At 73.2% G+C, this 15,451-nt stretch carries 14 protein-coding genes; 5 read left to right on the forward strand and 9 right to left on the reverse strand.

Annotation, left to right across the window (positions count from 1 at the left end):
- Positions 1-3: 3 nt before the first annotated feature.
- Positions 4-309 carry a hypothetical protein gene (locus BSB02_RS00750; protein WP_084955509.1) on the reverse strand — a complete coding sequence of 102 codons (306 nt, stop codon included), beginning with the start codon at positions 307-309 and terminating at the stop codon, positions 4-6.
- A gap of 92 nt (positions 310-401) precedes the next feature.
- Between BSB02_RS00750 and BSB02_RS00755 the strand changes: the two genes are divergently transcribed.
- The gene (locus tag BSB02_RS00755) at positions 402-1,778 is read left to right on the forward strand and encodes a DUF7059 domain-containing protein (protein WP_084956200.1); all 1,377 of its coding nucleotides are present in this window, start codon (positions 402-404) and stop codon (positions 1,776-1,778) included.
- A 291-nt stretch (positions 1,779-2,069) separates the two neighbouring features.
- Here the strand turns inward: BSB02_RS00755 and BSB02_RS00760 are convergent, their stop codons facing one another.
- From BSB02_RS00760 to BSB02_RS00770, 3 genes are all read right to left on the reverse strand, one after another.
- On the reverse strand, positions 2,070-5,042 hold the full coding sequence (locus BSB02_RS00760) for an AfsR/SARP family transcriptional regulator (RefSeq protein WP_143590111.1): 2,973 nt from the start codon (positions 5,040-5,042) through the stop codon (positions 2,070-2,072).
- Between the two features lie 258 nt (positions 5,043-5,300).
- Positions 5,301-5,945: a GNAT family N-acetyltransferase gene (locus BSB02_RS00765; RefSeq protein ID WP_084956203.1), complete on the reverse strand. Its 645-nt coding sequence runs from the start codon at positions 5,943-5,945 to the stop codon at positions 5,301-5,303.
- Positions 5,946-6,009: 64 nt separating this feature from the next.
- A complete protein-coding gene (locus BSB02_RS00770; RefSeq protein WP_084955513.1) occupies positions 6,010-7,248 on the reverse strand; it encodes a pyridoxal phosphate-dependent aminotransferase in 1,239 nt (412 codons plus the stop codon).
- A 79-nt stretch (positions 7,249-7,327) separates the two neighbouring features.
- On the opposite strand from BSB02_RS00770, the gene BSB02_RS00775 reads away from it, so the two are divergent.
- From BSB02_RS00775 to BSB02_RS00785, 3 genes are read left to right on the forward strand one after another with little or no spacing between them, the layout of a single operon-like run.
- Positions 7,328-8,257 (forward strand): LysR family transcriptional regulator, encoded by a 930-nt coding sequence (locus BSB02_RS00775; RefSeq protein WP_084955515.1) that lies wholly within the window; start codon positions 7,328-7,330, stop codon positions 8,255-8,257.
- A gap of 4 nt (positions 8,258-8,261) precedes the next feature.
- Positions 8,262-8,957, forward strand: coding sequence for a ribonuclease HII (locus BSB02_RS00780; RefSeq protein ID WP_084955517.1), 696 nt, complete (start codon positions 8,262-8,264; stop codon positions 8,955-8,957).
- Positions 8,958-8,960: 3 nt separating this feature from the next.
- Positions 8,961-9,941 (forward strand): LLM class flavin-dependent oxidoreductase, encoded by a 981-nt coding sequence (locus tag BSB02_RS00785; RefSeq protein WP_084955518.1) that lies wholly within the window; start codon positions 8,961-8,963, stop codon positions 9,939-9,941.
- On the opposite strand, the gene BSB02_RS00790 is transcribed toward BSB02_RS00785, so the two are convergent.
- Genes BSB02_RS00790 through BSB02_RS00800 form a run of 3 tightly spaced genes read right to left on the reverse strand, consistent with a single transcriptional unit; the run spans position 9,915 to position 13,284 of the window.
- Positions 9,915-11,510 (reverse strand): serine/threonine-protein kinase, encoded by a 1,596-nt coding sequence (locus BSB02_RS00790; RefSeq protein WP_240506082.1) that lies wholly within the window; start codon positions 11,508-11,510, stop codon positions 9,915-9,917. The two genes, BSB02_RS00785 and BSB02_RS00790, sit on opposite strands and share 27 nt — an antisense overlap.
- A 59-nt stretch (positions 11,511-11,569) precedes the next feature.
- Complete coding sequence (locus BSB02_RS00795) at positions 11,570-12,673, reverse strand: NAD(P)H-dependent flavin oxidoreductase (RefSeq protein WP_240506083.1); 1,104 nt, start codon at positions 12,671-12,673, stop codon at positions 11,570-11,572.
- On the reverse strand, positions 12,670-13,284 hold the full coding sequence (locus BSB02_RS00800) for a flavodoxin family protein (protein WP_084955521.1): 615 nt from the start codon (positions 13,282-13,284) through the stop codon (positions 12,670-12,672). Before BSB02_RS00800 ends, BSB02_RS00795 begins: the two co-directional genes overlap by 4 nt.
- A gap of 82 nt (positions 13,285-13,366) precedes the next feature.
- Between BSB02_RS00800 and BSB02_RS00805 the strand changes: the two genes are divergently transcribed.
- On the forward strand, positions 13,367-13,978 hold the full coding sequence (locus BSB02_RS00805) for a TetR/AcrR family transcriptional regulator (RefSeq protein WP_084955523.1): 612 nt from the start codon (positions 13,367-13,369) through the stop codon (positions 13,976-13,978).
- A 96-nt stretch (positions 13,979-14,074) separates the two neighbouring features.
- Here the strand turns inward: BSB02_RS00805 and BSB02_RS00810 are convergent, their stop codons facing one another.
- Both BSB02_RS00810 and BSB02_RS00815 read right to left on the reverse strand, forming a co-directional pair.
- Positions 14,075-14,461, reverse strand: a complete 387-nt coding sequence (locus tag BSB02_RS00810) for an SCO5389 family protein (protein ID WP_084955525.1) — start codon at positions 14,459-14,461, stop codon at positions 14,075-14,077.
- A 42-nt stretch (positions 14,462-14,503) separates the two neighbouring features.
- Positions 14,504-15,430 carry an ATP-binding protein gene (locus BSB02_RS00815; protein ID WP_084955527.1) on the reverse strand — a complete coding sequence of 309 codons (927 nt, stop codon included), beginning with the start codon at positions 15,428-15,430 and terminating at the stop codon, positions 14,504-14,506.
- Positions 15,431-15,451 lie beyond the last annotated feature (21 nt).

The raw sequence follows: 15,451 nt of genomic DNA on the forward strand, positions 1-15,451 counted from the left end.
GCGTCAGGCCGGTTGCCGAAGCTTCGTCGGCACCCGCCACGACGTCGCGTCGAGGGAGATGTCGAGCCGCAGATCGTGCCGCTTGCGCCGGAGCCCGGGCACCGGCACCCGGTCCCGTACGGCGAAGCGGCCCTCCTGCGGATAGCCGAACCCCAGCTCACCCGGTAGCACGCGCAGCTCGTCATGGTTGCCGCAGCGCGGGCAGACCCACGACACCAGATCGCGGCCACGGTGATACTCGGCGCAGGCCGCGAAGTACTCGTCGGGCCTGAACCGGGCATCGCACGCCAAGCACGGGATCAACGGCATGGCACTGTAATAGCGCGGACCACTTAGGGGCCGCTTGCAGAACACTTTGAGAAAAGTGTAACGATATGGTTGCCGTGCGTGAGGGATGGCTGATGGATCGACTGCATGACCTGCTCCTGGACGTCGGATACACCGTGGACGGCGTCCGCGAACGGCTGGGCGACGTCGCGGCGGCCGCCCTGTCCCGCGAGGAGCTGGTCCCGGCCCTGCGCGCCACCCGCGACCTGGACCCGCTGGCCACCATGATCAGGCTGTGGTGGCTCGGCGTGACAGTCCCCTCGGTCCCGCCCGAGGTGCTGGAGTCCGGCCTGGTCGAGACCGTCGCCGACGGCGTGCGGGCCAGGGTGCACCTGCAGCCGTGGGAGGGCGGCGGGTACGTCGTCTCCGACCGCAAGGTCCGCCCCGGCGACCCGGCGCTGCGGCCCGACCACGTGGTGGGCGCCGGGGGCGCCTCCGCGAACCTGGCGCAGCTGGTGACCAGGCGGCCCGTCGGGCGGGCCCTCGACCTGGGGACCGGCTGCGGGGTGCAGGTGCTTCACCTGGCGGGCCGCGCCCAGCAGATCGTGGCCACCGACGTCAACCCGCGTGCCGTCGAGCTGGCCCGGCTGAGCTGGGCGCTGTCGGGCGTCGAGGGGGTGGACGCGCGGGTCGGGCCGATGTTCGAGCCGGTCGAGGACGAGCTCTTCGACCTCGTCGTGGCCAACCCGCCGTTCGTCATCTCGCCGGACCGGCGGTTCGCCTACCGGGAGAGCGGGGGCGACGGGTTCTGCCGGGACCTGGTACGGCGGACGCCGCGCCACCTCAGCGAGGGCGGGCAGGCGCACTTCCTGGCCAACTGGCTGCACGTCAAGGGGGAGGACTGGCGCGACCGCGTGGGCGGCTGGCTGGCCGACACGGGCTGCGACGGATGGGTGGTCGAGCGGGACGTGCAGGACCCGGCCGAGTACGTCGAGCTGTGGCTCAGGGACGCGGCCGAGCAGGGGACGCCGGCCTACACGGAGCTGTACGACCGGTGGCTGGGGTGGTTCGAGGAGCTGAAGGCCGAGGCGGTCGGCTTCGGATGGATCACGATGCGGCGCAGCGACGACCCGGTGGTGCGGGTGGAACGGCTGACGCACCAGGTGGAGCTGCCGGTCGGCGACTACGTCGACGAGGTGCTGGACGCCATCGCGCTGGCGCACCGGCTGACCGGCATGGACCAGGTGCGCCTCCGCACGGCTCCCGGGCTGCTGGACGAGCGCATCGGGCTGCCGGGGGCCGAGGACCCGTCCCGCATCGTGCTGCGGCAGACCCGGCGGCTGCGCCGCAGCACCGACGTGGGGACCGTGGAGGCGGCCCTCGCGGGGGTGTGCGACGGCGAGCTGGCTCTGGGGCCGCTGCTGAACGTGATCGCGGAACTGGTCGGCGGCGACCGGGTGAACGCCGACAGCCTGCGCCCGCTCATCGCCGAGGGCTACTTCACGGTGTGACGGGCGGCTCCCGTGCCCGGCACGGCCGCGTCAATCGGCCGTTGATTGCCTGTTGAGCCTCGCGGAGCACGCTGTGGTGGCAGGCACGAACCCGGGGGGTTCGGGGTTCGTGTCAATGCCTGGCCGGTCGCCTACGTGAGGCGGCTAGCCGTCACGCCGAGCATCCGGATGAACCGGGCCCCCTGGCGAGGCGTGACGGAAGGGGCGGCCGGCCGGGCGCGCCCGCCACGTCGCAAAGGGAAAGCCTTGATCAACCACGTGTGGATGACCCGGCTGGACGAGGAGCTGTACTCAGGACTCGACGACCTGCGCGCCGGCGAGGAGGTCCCTGAGGTCGGCGGCTTCGGGGGCACCGAGCCGGGTGAAGATGTCGAGGGCCTGCCGTAGGCAGTCGGCGCTCCGCCCGGCCTCGCCCATGCCCCTGAGCGCCTTTCCCAGCACGGTCAGGGACAGCGCTTCCCCGTAGGGGTGCCCGATCTCCCTGCTCACCACGAGGGCCTGCTCCGCGTGCCGTACCGCCTCGGGGTAGCGGCCGGCGGCGATGAACGTCTCGGCCAGCCGCGAGCACACCCGCTGCTCCCAGACCCGCTGCCTGCCGGCGCGGAAGAAGGCCAGGCACTCGGCGTGGTGGTGGACGGCCTCGGTGAGGCGGCCGACGCGGGACAGGACCATGCCGAGGTGGTAGCGGGCCCGCGCCATGCCCGCGCCGCTGCCGATCTCGGTGAAGATGGCCAGGCCCTTCTCGGCGGCGGCGATGGCGTCCTCGGCGCGGCCCAGGCCGAGGTGGTCGCGCGCGGAGTAGCTGAGCACCAGCGCCTCGCCCGCCGGCACGCCGTTCTCGCGGTAGTACTTCATCGCCGCGTCGAAGTACGCCAGCGCCTCGGTGTGGCGGCGCTGGCGGCCGACCACGACGGCCAGGGCGTTGAGGACCTCGCCGGTCACCACCTTCTCGCCGCGGGCCGCCGACAGCTCGTGGACGATGCGGAACTGCTCCTCGGCCTCGGTCAGCCGGTTCGCGCCGAACAGCACCCGGCCGAGCACGTAGCGGGCGCGCAGCTCGCCGGCCTGGTCGCCGATGCGCCGGGCGGCGGCCAGCACGGCGCGGCTGGTCAGGTCGAACTCGCGCGTGTGGGTGCCCGACTCCAGCAGCGGCTCCATCGCCACGAGCATGTCGCCGGCGGGCAGCAGCTGCTCCGCCGTACGGGCCGACTCGGCGGCCTGGTTGATGGCGCCGAACAGCGCGTCGCCCTCGGCGATCAGCCACGCGACGGCGTCGTCGACGGAGGAGAAGGCGCGCCCGCTGCCGACCACCACGAGGTTGTCGGCGATCATGCTGCCCTCGTAGGCGAGCCGGTGGGCGGACTGCGCCGAGGCCAGGTAGAAGCCCAGCAGCCGGCGCAGCGCGAGGGTCCTGGCCTGGGGCCGCTCCTCCTTGTCGGCCACGCGGCGGGCGAAGAGCCTGAGCAGGTCGTGGAAGCGGTAGCGGCCGGGCGCGGGCGCCTCCAGCAGGCTGGCGTCGACCAGCGACTCCAGGACCTGCTCGGCCTCCGCGAGGCTGAGCGACAGGAGCGCGGCGGCGGCCTCGATGCCGATGTCGACGCCGGCGGGCAGGGACAGCAGGCGGAAGGCGCGGGCCTGGGCCGGGGCCAGCTGCCCGTAGCCGAGCGCGAAGGTGGCCTCCACGGCCAGGTTGCCCACGCGCAGCTCGTCGAGCCGGTGCTGCTCGTCGGCGAGCCTGGGCACGATCGAGGCGACCGTCCACGAGGGCCGGGCCGCGAGCCGGGCGGCCACGATGCGGACGGCCAGGGGGAGGAAGCCGCAGGCGGCGACCACGTCCATGGCGGCGGCCCGCTCGGCGGCCACGCGCTCGGGCCCCGCGACGGACGCGAAGAGCTGGAGCGCCTCGTCCGGCTCCATGACGTCGAGGTCGAACAGCCGGGCGGCGGGCAGGTCGGCCAGCTTGGTGCGGCTGGTGACGAGCGCCGCGCAGCCGGGGGAGCCGGGCAGGAGCGGCACCACCTGCGAGGCGTCCCGGGCGTTGTCGAGCAGCACCAGGACGCGGCGGTCGGCCACCAGCGAGCGGAACAGCGCCGAGCGTTCGGCCAGCCCCTCCGGGATGACGTCGGGCGGGATGCCGAGGGCGCGGAGGAACGCGCCGAGCGCCGACTCCGGCGCGGTCGGGTCGTCGGTGTAGCCGCGCAGGTCGGCGTACAGCTGCCCGTCGGGGAAGGCGTCGCCGCAGGCGTGGGCCACGTGGACGGCCAGGGTGGTCTTGCCGACGCCGCCGATGCCGCAGATGGCCGCGACCGGGACGCCGTCACCCGGTTGCCCGCACAGCAGCGACCGCAGCCGCTGGGCCATCTCGCGGCGGCCGGTGAAGTCCTGCACGGCGGCGGGGAGCTGGGCGGGCCGGGGCAGCTCGGGGACGACCGGGACGGCCTCCTCGGGCGGCGCGGCCTCCTCCTGGGCCTCCTCGGCGGGCGGCGCGGCGGCGGCCAGGGCCGGGTCGGCGTTGAGGATGCGCTGGTGCAGCGCGGTCAGCTCGGGCCCGGGCTCGACGCCGAGCTCGTCGATGAGCGCCTGCCGGGTCTCGGTGAACACCGCCAGGGCGTCGCCCTGCCGTCCGCACCGGTAGTAGGCGAGCATGAGCTGGGCGCGCAGCCGTTCCCGCAGCGGGTGGTCGGCGGTCAGGGCGATCAGCTCGGAGACGACCTTGGCGTGGTTGCCCAGCTCCAGGTCGACGTCCATGAGGGTCTCGACGGCGGCGAGCCTGCGCTCGGCGAGCCGGTCACGCTGGTGCTCGGCGTAGGGGCCGACGGCCCCGGCCAGCGGCTCGCCCTCGAACAGCGCCACCGCCTCGCGCAGTGCCTTCGCCGCCGCGCCGAGCCGTCCGGCCCTGCGCGCGGCCTCGGCGTCGGCCAGCAGGCGCTCGAAGCGCGTCAGGTCCAGGGAGCCCTCCGGGAGCCGCAGGGCGTACCCGCGGCCGACGGAGGTCAGCAGCTCGGGACGGGACCGCGCGGGCCGCTCGGGCTCCAGGACGGTCCTGAGCCTGGAGACGTAGGTGCGCAGGGCCCCCAGGGCGCGCGGGGGCGCGTCCTCGCCCCACACGGCGTCGATGAGCTCCGTGGGGGTGACCGCGCGGCCCTCGCGGAGCAGCAGCACCCCGAGGATGGAACGCTGCAGCGGCGTGCCGAGGTCCAGTTCGACGTCGTCACGCCATGCCCGGATGGGACCGAGTACGGCGAACCTCAACCCTGCAGCCATGCCGCCGTCTCCATGCGTTAATGGGAATTTTTGTGACCAAATGATAGGCCGTGGCATGCCTGACACCTAGGCAGGCGTCTGCCGCTTCATCGAAGCGTTGATTGGTCTTTGATTTGCCGTCAAGCGCCCGGGGCGATGCTCTATGGCAGGCGGGCATGGTCCCACGGGGGCGGCCATGCCCTTCACATAGCCCTCCACGGGGAATACGACGGAAGGCCCCGCCCGGACGGGCGGGGCCTTCTGGGTGGAAACGGGGTCTCAGGCGGCCTCGACGAGGCCCAGCCGCTGGGCCAGGCGATCTCGGATCGCCGGCCATTCCTCGCGCAGAATCGAGTAGAACGCGGTATCTCGGACCGTGTCGTCGGCGCCGCGGCTTTCGGCGCGCCGCACCCCGTCGAAGTGGGCGCCGATCCCTTCGATGGCGGCCCTGGACCGGACGTTTCGCACGTCTGCCTTGAGCGTGATGCGGTGGACGTTCCACGTGTCGAAGGCGAGCGAGAGCAGCAGGAACTTGCTCTCCCGGTTCACACCCGTGCCCTGGGCCGATGCGGCCAGCCAGGTGTAGCCGATGTCCGCCACGGACGGGACCTCGCCCACCGCGCCACGGGAACCGGGAGGCCAGGGCATGGGGCCCTGCCAGTACTCCAGGTTCATCAGACGGGTGGCACCGACGATGCGGTCGGTGTTCAGCCACCGGATGGCGAAGGGCACCGTGAGGCCCTCCGCCTGCTCAGCCAGCGCGGCCTCCACGTAGGAGACCATCTCGTCCCGGCCGTTCGGGACGCGAGTGAAGCCATACGTGCTGCGGTCTTCACTCGACGCGGCGACGAGGTCATCGACCGCCGCGAGGCTGAGAGGTTCCAGGCGCACGAAGCGCCCGGACAAGGTGACAACTGCGGGCATGAGCACATGATGGGGGTTGCGCGGCGCGCTCGGTACCAGCTACCGGACCACAGATTTCGCGAGATTAGGCAAACACCCGGTTATCGCAGGTCAAAGCCATCAGACCGGCCGACAGGAAGTCCAGGTTGTCGCGGATCCAGGGCAGCTGCAGCGGGTCGCCGGCCTCCAGGGCCTCCAGGCGCTGCTCGGCGGTCTCGCCGTACAGCAGGCTCGTGGCCACCCGCACCCGGGCCGCCTGCGGGTCGTCGCCGAAGGCGTGGCCGGGCAGGACGCCGATGCCGTGCTCGTCGAGGAGGATCTTGGCGATCTCGGCGGAGCCGCCCCTGCCCAGGTAGCCGAAGTCGGGGTACATGTAGAAGCCGCCGTGCGGCCTGGCCACGGGGATGCCGGCGCGGATGAACCTCTGGTGGACGTTCCGCGCGACGATGCCGTGGAGCCGCCGGCTGCGCGCCACCCGCTCGACGAGCTCGGGCGGCTCTGCGAAGGCGTAGGCCGCCGCCTCCTGGACCGGCGCGGCGGGAGCGGACCAGATCTCGCTGGCCACCGCCAGCATGTTCCTGCGCATCGCCTCCAGGGGCATGCGCGCCACGCCGATGCGCCAGCCGCCCAGCGCCAGGCTCTTGCTCAGCCCGGTGGTCACGACGGTGCGCTCGGGCGCCGGCTCGGCCGGCGAGAGGTACGGCTCGGCCGGGTCGTGGACGAGGTCGCGGTAGATCTCGTCGGAGATGATGACCAGGTCCAGCTCGCGGGCCACGCGCACCAGGCGCTCGATCGTGCCCGGCGGGGCCAGCAGGCCGGTGGGGTTGTCGGGCAGGGTCACCAGGACCGACCGCACGTCACGGCCCTGGGATCGCGCCTGCCGTACGGCTTGCGCCACGCGGTCGGGGTCGGGCACGCCGCCCTCGCCAGGAGGCGGCGGCACCATGATCGCCCGGGAGCCCACGAGGTCTGCCTGGGCGGCGTAGCTGACCCAGCTCGGCTTGGTCAGCACGATGTCGCCGCCGATGACCAGCAGCAGGCCGTACAGCAGCGCCTTGCTGCCGGGCCCGCAGACCACCTGGTCGGGATCGGTGAGCAGCCCCCGTCGGGTCCAGTAGCCCGCCGCCGCCGCGCGCAACTCGGCCGCCCCCGCGACCGGTCCGTAGCTGTTGCGCCCCGAGGCCGCGACGAGCCGGTCGCGCAGCGCCGGGTGAACGGGCAGGCCCGCCTCGCCGAAGGCGAGGTTCAGCACGCGTTCCCCGGCGCGGCGTCGTCGTTCGATGTCTTCGTTGGCCGCCAGGGTGGCCGACAGCGTCACGCTCATACTTGTCACGTTCCCACCATGATGGGATACAGGCATCAGCACAAGCGAGGCTTGTTGTGGGTAGGCGTAAGGAAGTCTGATGCTCGATTTGCGACGTCTTGCGGTGATAAGGGAATTCGCCCGGCGCGGCAGCATCGCCGCGACCGCGGCCTCGCTCGGTTACAGCCCCTCCGCCGTCTCCCAGCAGCTCGCCGCGCTGGAACGCGAGGCCGGGGCCGTCCTTCTGGACAGGACCGCGCGCAGCGCGGAGCTGACCGACGCCGGCCGCCGCCTGGTCGAGCACGCCGAACGCATCCTGGCGATGGTCGAGGAGGCCGAGTCCGACCTGTCGGCGCACGCGGCCACCCCCTCGGGCCGGGTGACCGTGACGGCCTTCCCCACCGCCGCGGTGGCCTTCGCCCCGGCTTTGGCACGTTCCCTGCGCCGCTACAGCCAGCTCACCCTGCGCCTGCGCCAGTCCCGCTCCGGCCGCGGCATGCGCGAGGTGCAGTCGGGCGAGGTGGACATCGCGCTGATCGACGACTGGTACGGCCGGGCGGCCGGCAGCGAGGGGTTGCGCGTCTTCCCGCTGCTGAGCGACCCGCTGGTGCTCGTCGTGCCGCGCAGGCACCGGCTGGCGGACCCCGAGGTGCCGCTGGACCTGCACGAGCTGCGCGACGAGCCGTGGATGGCCACGCCGGACGGCGAACCGTCCCGCCTGGCCGTCGACCGCCTGCTGTCCGACGTGGGCGGCACCCGGCCGACGCCCTGGGAGTTCGAGGGGCTGGGGACCATCCTGTCGCTGGTCGCCAAGGGCATCGGCATCGCCGCCGTGCCCGCCCTGGCGCTGGCCGCCGGGGTGCGCGGCATCGCCGTACGCCAGTTCCCCGGCAACCCGGTCGGCCGCGAGGTCCACGCCGTCGCCCGCGCGTCCTCCGTCAACCGCCCCTCGGTCGCCGTGACGCTGCGCGCGATCCACGTGGCCGCCCGCTATCTGGCCGCGGATCTGGAGCCGGTACGGCTAGCCTGATGCGGTGCCTTCAGTTGCAGGGCCTTTCGACTCCGGGCCTTCCTTCGCCATCGAGCGGCTGCTGACCGCCCGCCCGGGAACCCTCGCCGCCGGAGTGGACGAGGTCGGCAGGGGCGCCTGGGCCGGTCCCGTCACGGTCTGCGCGGTCGTCACCGACCTGTCCGAGCCGCCCGCCGGGCTGACCGACTCCAAGCGGCTGTCCCCCGCCCGCCGCGCCGCCCTCGCCCCGCTGATCGAGGAGTGGGCCGCCGGGGTCGGCTACGGCGAGGCCTCCCCCACCGAGATCGACACGCTGGGGATGACCGAGGCGCTGCGCCGCGCCGCACGGCGGGCGCTGGAGGCGCTGCCCGTCCGCCCCGACGTGGTCATCCTCGACGGCTCGCACGACTACATCGGCCCGCCCTGGCCGGTGCGCCTGGAGGTCGGGGGCGACGCCGCCAGCGTCTCGGTGGCCGCCGCGTCCGTGCTGGCCAAGGTCCGGCGCGACGCCTACATGGCCTCCATCGGCCACGACGAGTACGGCTTCGCCGACAACGCGGGCTACCCCTCCCCGGCCCACCAGGCCGCGCTGCGCTCCCTGGGCCCCACGCCGCACCACCGGCTGTCCTGGTCCTACCTGGACGACCTGCCGGAGTGGCGGCACCTGAAGGTCCACCGGGACCCGCTCGCCGGCGAGGGCCAGCTGTCGCTGTTCGGCTGAGCCATGCGGATCGGCGTCTTCCTCATCGCCGCACAGTTCCCGGGCCGGGAGGCGGGCGAGGTGCTCAGGGACACCGTGGAGGCGGCCGTGGCCGCCGAGGAGGCCGGATTCGACGACGTGTGGGTGGCCGAGCACCACTTCATGTCCTACGGCGTCTGCCCGTCGGCGGCCACGCTCGCGGCGGTGGTGATCGGGCGCACCCGGCGCATCGGCGTCGGCACGGCCGTCAGCGTGCTGTCCACGCAGCATCCCGTCGCGCTGGCCGAGCAGGCGGCCATGCTGCACCACCTGTCCGGCGGGCGGTTCACGCTCGGCGTCGGGCGCGGCGGCCCGTGGGTGGACCTGGAGGTGTTCGGCACCGGACTGGACCGGTTCGAGCACGGCTTCGCCGAGTCGCTGGACCTGCTGTGCGCGGCGCTGGACCGGCCACGGGTGGCCGCCGACGGCCGGTTCTTCTCCTTCCGCGAGGTGGAGATGGTGCCGCACGCCCGCCTCCGGCCGGTCGTGGCGTGCACGTCCGAGCCCACGGTACGGCTGGCGGCCGAGCGCGGCCTGCCCATGCTGCTCGGCATGCACATCGACGACGCCGGGAAGGCCGAGATGCTGGGCTGGTACGGCCCGGGCGGAGGGCATCTGGCCGCGGCCGTGGCGCACGTGGCCGACTCGACGGCGCAAGCCGTACGGGAGGTGAAGGAACGCATGCCGCGGTGGCTGGAGCCCGGCCTGGCGGGCTACGTGCCCGTCGACGGCCGGCCGCGGGCGCGGCGCGACGTCGCCTCCTACGTGGACTTCCTCACCGGCGTGCACCCGGTGGGCTCGGCCGACCGGTGCGTGGAGGTCATCCTGCGGACGGTCCGCCGCACCGGGCTGCGCCACCTGATCCTCATGGTCGAGGGCGGCGGGGACGCGGTCGGCACGATCCGGCGGCTGGGCGCCGAGGTGCTGCCGAGGGTCCGGTCAGCCGCCCTTCTTGACGACGTGTAGCACCTTGCCGCGGGTGGTGAAGGCGACGTAGCCGCTGCCGTAGTCGTCGCCGATGTAGACCAGCACGACCGGCGCCTTGGCGGCGTCGAAGGCCCAGTCGGGCTCGATGATCAGGTAGCGGGTGGTGGGCTTGCCGACCCCGGCCCTGCTCTCGGCCGTGCTCAGCATCTTGGGGAGGAGGTCCCAGTCGACGGAGCCCACGTCGACCAGGGCGGTGTCGCGGAGCGTGCTGCCGGGAGAGACGCGGGTCGCGACGCCGTCGCGGTAGCTGTAGTTGTCGTAGACCTTGCCCTTCTCGGGCACGGGGATCTCGGCCGCGGCGTAGGTGGGGTAGACGACCAGGCGGACGAAGCGCCGCTGCCCCGAGGCCTTCTCGAAGGCGGCGATCATCTGCCGCATGCCGCCGGGGGTGAGCAGGTCGGCCGCCGGGGCGGTCTCGGCGTCGTCCACGGGCTCGGAGGTCTGGACGTCCTTGGTCCTGACGCTCCCGGTGGGGGTGGACATGGGCGTGAGGGCTGTTCCCCGGCTTCCGGAGCCGGGGAGCGTGGTGATGAGCACCACGGTCCCCGCGGCGATCGCCACCGCGGCGGCCGCGATCCCGGCCGCCAGGCCACGGCGGCGCGGCCCGGCCGGCCGGGGCTTGCCGGGGAAGCCGGCGGCCATCGTGGGGCCGGTCGGGCGTCCCATGACGGGACCGGGATGCGCGCCGGGATGTGGGCCGGGGTGCGGGCTCACGGGCTGGCCGTGGCCGCTTTCTGCCTGGGCCAGCATCCAGTCGAGCTGCGCGGCCCGGGGGCGGGCGGCGGGGTTCGGCGTCAGCAGGGCGTGCAGGACGGGCGCCAGGGGGCCGGCCCGCCGGGCGGGCGGCACCTGGGCGTTCAGCACGGCCGCGAGCGTCGCCATGGCCGTCTCGCGGCGCAGCGGGTTGTGGCCCTCGACCGCGACGTACAGCAGCAGGCCGAGGGACCACAGGTCCGAGGCCGGATCGCCCTCGTCGCCGCGCAGCCGTTCCGGGGCGATGTACTCCGGGGAGCCGACCAGCTCCCCGGTGCCCGTCAGGCCCGGCGACTCCCGCAGGGCCGCGATGCCGAAGTCCGTGAGCACCGGCGTGCCGTCCTCGCGCACCAGCACGTTGGCGGGCTTGACGTCGCGGTGCAGGATCCCGGCCTGGTGGGCCGCCTGGAGGGCGGCCAGGATGCCGCGGCCCAGGCGCGCCGCCTGCTGGGCCGGCAGCGGGCCGTGGGCGAGGATCTGCTGCAGCGACCGCCCGCGCACCAGCTCCATGACGATCCACGGATGCGTCACGCCGGGGGAGTCGACGATGTGGTGGACGGTCACCACGTTGGGATGGTGGATCCGCGCCAGCGCCCTGGCCTCGCGCAGCACCCGCTCGCGGCGCATCCGCGCCGTGCTCGCGTCGCCGTCGGGGTCGGCCAGCCGTACTTCCTTGAGCGCGACCTCGCGGTGCAGGGCGAGGTCGTAGGCTCGCCAGACCGTACCCATGCCGCCGCTGCCGAGCCGCTCGCGCAGCTCGAAACGGCCGTCGATCACCATCGCCTCGGGGGACACGGCGCCAAGCCTAGGGTTCGGCCGTCGCCGGGCGCCTCATCCGTATCCGAATCGCTCCCTTACCGGTGGCGCCGCGCGTCGAAGATCTCCGTCGTCTGGGCGACCAGCGTGCGCAGGTAGTCCGCCACACTGGACCGCGGGGCCAGCGGCGCCGCCTGTCCCGCCCACAGGTTGACGAAGTCGGCGAGCCCCCGCTCGGCGGCGGCCCGCCGGAGCGGCAGCATGAGGGCGTTCTGCACCGGGTAGGGCGGCACGTCGCCCTCGGCGCCGGCCAGCTCGCGGACGAGGCGGTTGGGGATCCCGCGGGCCGGCCGTCCCGAGAACAGCCTGGTCAACACCGTGGTCCTGGCCTCTGGGCCGTGGAGCGCCGCCTTGTGGAGCGCGCTCGCGCCCGACTCGGCCGTGGCGAGGAAGCCGGTGCCGATCTGGACGGCGTCGGCTCCGAGCGTGAGCGCGGCGGCGACGCCCCGCCCGTCGGCGATGCCGCCCGCCGCGACGACGGGCGCCGAGACGGCGTCCGCGACCTGCGTGACGAGGGAGAACGTGCCGACCAGCGACTCGGTGACCGGCTTGAGGAAGGCTCCCCTGTGCCCGCCGGCGTCGCTGCCCGACGCCACGATCGCCTGCATCCCCGCCTCCTCCAGCGCCACCGCCTCCTCGACGGTGGTCGCGGTGCCGATGAGGACGATGCCTCGCCTGCGCGCCTCCTGGACGACCCGCCGGGGCGGCACGCCCATGACGAAGCTGATCGCCGGAGGCCCGGCGGTGAGGAGGGCGTCGACCTGGTCGTCGAAGGAGGGGATGGCCGGCGGCCCGGGCTCGGGGAGGGGTAGGCCGAGCTCCTCGAAGTACGGCCGGAGCCGCTCGATGTCGGCGGCCTCCGCGCGAAGGCCGGCCTCTTCCGGCTGCGGGACCCAGAGGTTGACGGCGAAGGACCGGCTCGTCGCCGCCTTGAGCTCGCGCACCAGCTGGGTGATCTCGCCGGGCTGGAGGATGTGGGCCCCGTACGAGCCGAGACCTCCGCCTTCGGAGACGGCCGCGGCCAGGGCGACGGTCGACAGGCCGCCGCCGAACGGGCCCTGGACGATGGGATGGTCGAGGTCGAGCAGATCCTCCAGCCGCCCGCTGGACCAGGAGTTCCTGGCGGTCACAGGGCTGGTCACAGGTTCACCGCCGTGGTGAGCGCCCGGCGTCCGGCGGCGACCTGGGAGGCCAGCTGGGCGACCCGGCGTCCCAGGTGCTCGGCCGTACGGAGGTCGGAGTCGGACGGCGCGGCGTCCGGGCCCAGGTCGGAGGGGGACTGGGCCATCGCGCCGAGGAAGCCGCCCAGGCGGTTGAGGTCCTGGCCGCCGCCGGTCGAGGTGTAGAGCCAGCCGGGCGGCAGGCCGAGCGTCACCCACGTCATCCCGTGCTGGGCGGCGAACAGCGCCAAGGACGTGAGCGTGTTGAGCTTGTCGCCGTTGACGCCCGCCGAGTTCGTGAATCCGGAGGCGAGCTTGTCCTTCCAGCCCATCTCGGCCCAGACCTTGGCGCTGGCCTCGGCGAAGGCCTGGAAGGCGGCCGACTGGCTGCCCATGTAGGTCGGTGAGCCGAAGACGATGGCGTCGGCGGCCTGGAGGGCCGACCAGAGCTCGTCGTCGAGCCGGGTGATGTCGTGCAGCTCCGCCCGTGTGCCGGGGACGGACCCGGCTCCTTGGGCCACCGCGCGGGCCTGCCGGGCCGTGTGGCCGTAACCGCTGTGATAGGCGATCGCCACGATGATCGAGTCGTGCATCGAACCTTCCTCTCTCGTTGCGGCAAATCTAGACGACCGGTCAACTATTCGCAAGATAGTTGACCGGGCGTATACTCCCGGCATGGGAAGGGTCAGCAACGCTCGCGAGCGCCTCGTCGAGGCGGCCTGCCGGCTCATGCTGAGCAGGGGATATGCGAGCATCGGCGTGGCCGAGATCTGCGCGCGGGCCGACGTGCGAAAGGGCAGCTTCTACCACTTCTTCGAGTCCAAGCAGGCGCTGACGCTCGAGGTGATCGATGGTCACTGGGCGCGCGAGCGGGCCGCGTGGATCTCGGTCCTCCGCGCTCCGGAGCCCGCGCTCGAGCGGCTGGAGAAGCTGTTCCGCCACCAGCTCGAGGCCCAGCGCGCCGCCCTGGTCACCGACGGGGCCGTCCACGGGTGCCTGCTCGGCAACCTGGCGCTCGAGCTGAGCAACCAGGATTCGGTGGTGCGCGCCCGGCTGGAGGAGATCTTCGGGGAGCAGGTGGCGCTGATCCAGGAGGTGCTGGACGACGCCGTCGCCGAGGGCGTCATCCCCGTTCCCGGGCCGTCCCTCGCCAGGGCTCTGGTCGCCCAGCTGGAGGGGCAGGTCATGTTCGCCAAGATCGCCAACGACCCCGACGTGCTCGGCGATCTATGGGACCAGGCCAAGCTGCTGCTGCGGGTCGCCGAGGCCTCGCAGACGACGTCCTGAGACTTTCTCTGTACGGCAGAGCGGGGCGCCGGGGACCATGAAGCGGGCCGGGTGCCGCCAGCCGACCCGGCCCGTTTCACGCACCGTGCTGTCGGATCAGCAGTCCACCAGCTCCGGCTTCTGGTTGAGGATCTGCGCCCGCGGGGTGACGAACTCGCGCAGCGCCTCCGTGGCGGACGGGGCGAAGACCGCCACCCGGTGGCAGTTCTGGAACGCCAGCCGCACTCCGAAGTGGCGTTCGAGCGCGGCGCGCATGGAGTCGCTCGCCAGGCAGCGCAGGAGCTGGCCGCGAGCCTCCTCGTCCGGCGGCGGCACCTGGTTGTCGGCGAACTCGGCGCCGGTCTGCTCCCGCTGCTGGACCAGGCCGCTGATCACCGACCAGGCGTACGGCAGCGAGTCGCGGACGCACGCGACGAAGGCCGCCTCGTCCACCTCCCCGGCACGGGCCTGATCGAGTAGATCGTTGGGAACGGTCAGCGACATGCTGTCTCCTCTCGAAGGGGATCTCTTCGACGCTAAAGTCCGCTAGTCGAGGCGTCCATAGACGAAGCCGGGGTCGATCTGCGCGGTGAGGTCGACGCCGGTGCGGGCGTTGCCCCAGGCGCGGGCGTTGCGGATGTGGAAGTCCGCCGCCTGACGGCCGAAGCGCTCCCAGTCCTTCTCCTGCGCGTCCAGGTGCTTGAGCACCCGGGCCAGCGCCTCCCTGTTGTCCGGCTCCAGGTCCTCCAGCGCGAAGGGCCGCCCCTGCTCCAGGGCGCGCACGGCCGGCGAGTGCTCGAACCAGGTGAGCAGGTCCTCGCCGACGTGCGAGCGGAGGAACTCCACGTCCTGCGGCGTGTGGACCTTGTTGCCGACGACCGCGAGCGAGACGTCGAAGGCGGCGGCGTAGTCGCTGTACTGCCGGTAGACGCTCACCGCCTGCCGCGTGGGCTCGGCGACCAGCACGGTGAGGTCGAAGCGGGTGAACAGCCCCGAGGCGAAGGAGTCGGCGCCGGCGGTCATGTCGACGACGACGTACTCGTCGTGGCCGTCGACCAGGTGGTTGAGCAGCAGCTCGACGGCGCCGACCTTGGAGTGGTAGCACGCCACGCCCAGGTCGTCCTCGGTGAACGGCCCGGTGGCGGCCAGCCGTACGCCCTCGGGGGTCGTGACCGTGTACGGCAGGTCGGCCAGGCGCAGCAGCCGCGAGCCGCGCCCGGGCGGGGTGGTCTTGAGCATGACCTCGGCCGAGGGGATGCGCGGGTTGTCGCCGCGCAGCAGGTCTTTGATCTCGGTGAGGTGCGCGCCCAGCGGCTCGGGCTGCTCCTCCAGCCCCAGGACGAGGGCCAGGTGCTGGTTGATGTCCGCGTCCAGGGCGACGACCGGCGCGCCCTGGCTCGCCACGTGTCTGGCGAACAGCGCGGAGATGGTCGTCTTGCCGCTGCCGCCCTTGCCGACGAAGGCCACCCTCACGTCATGCTCCAGGTGAGTATG

The sequence above is a fragment of the Thermoactinospora rubra genome (genome assembly GCF_002093975.1).
Classification (GTDB): Bacteria; Actinomycetota; Actinomycetes; order Streptosporangiales; family Streptosporangiaceae; genus Nonomuraea; species Nonomuraea rubra_A.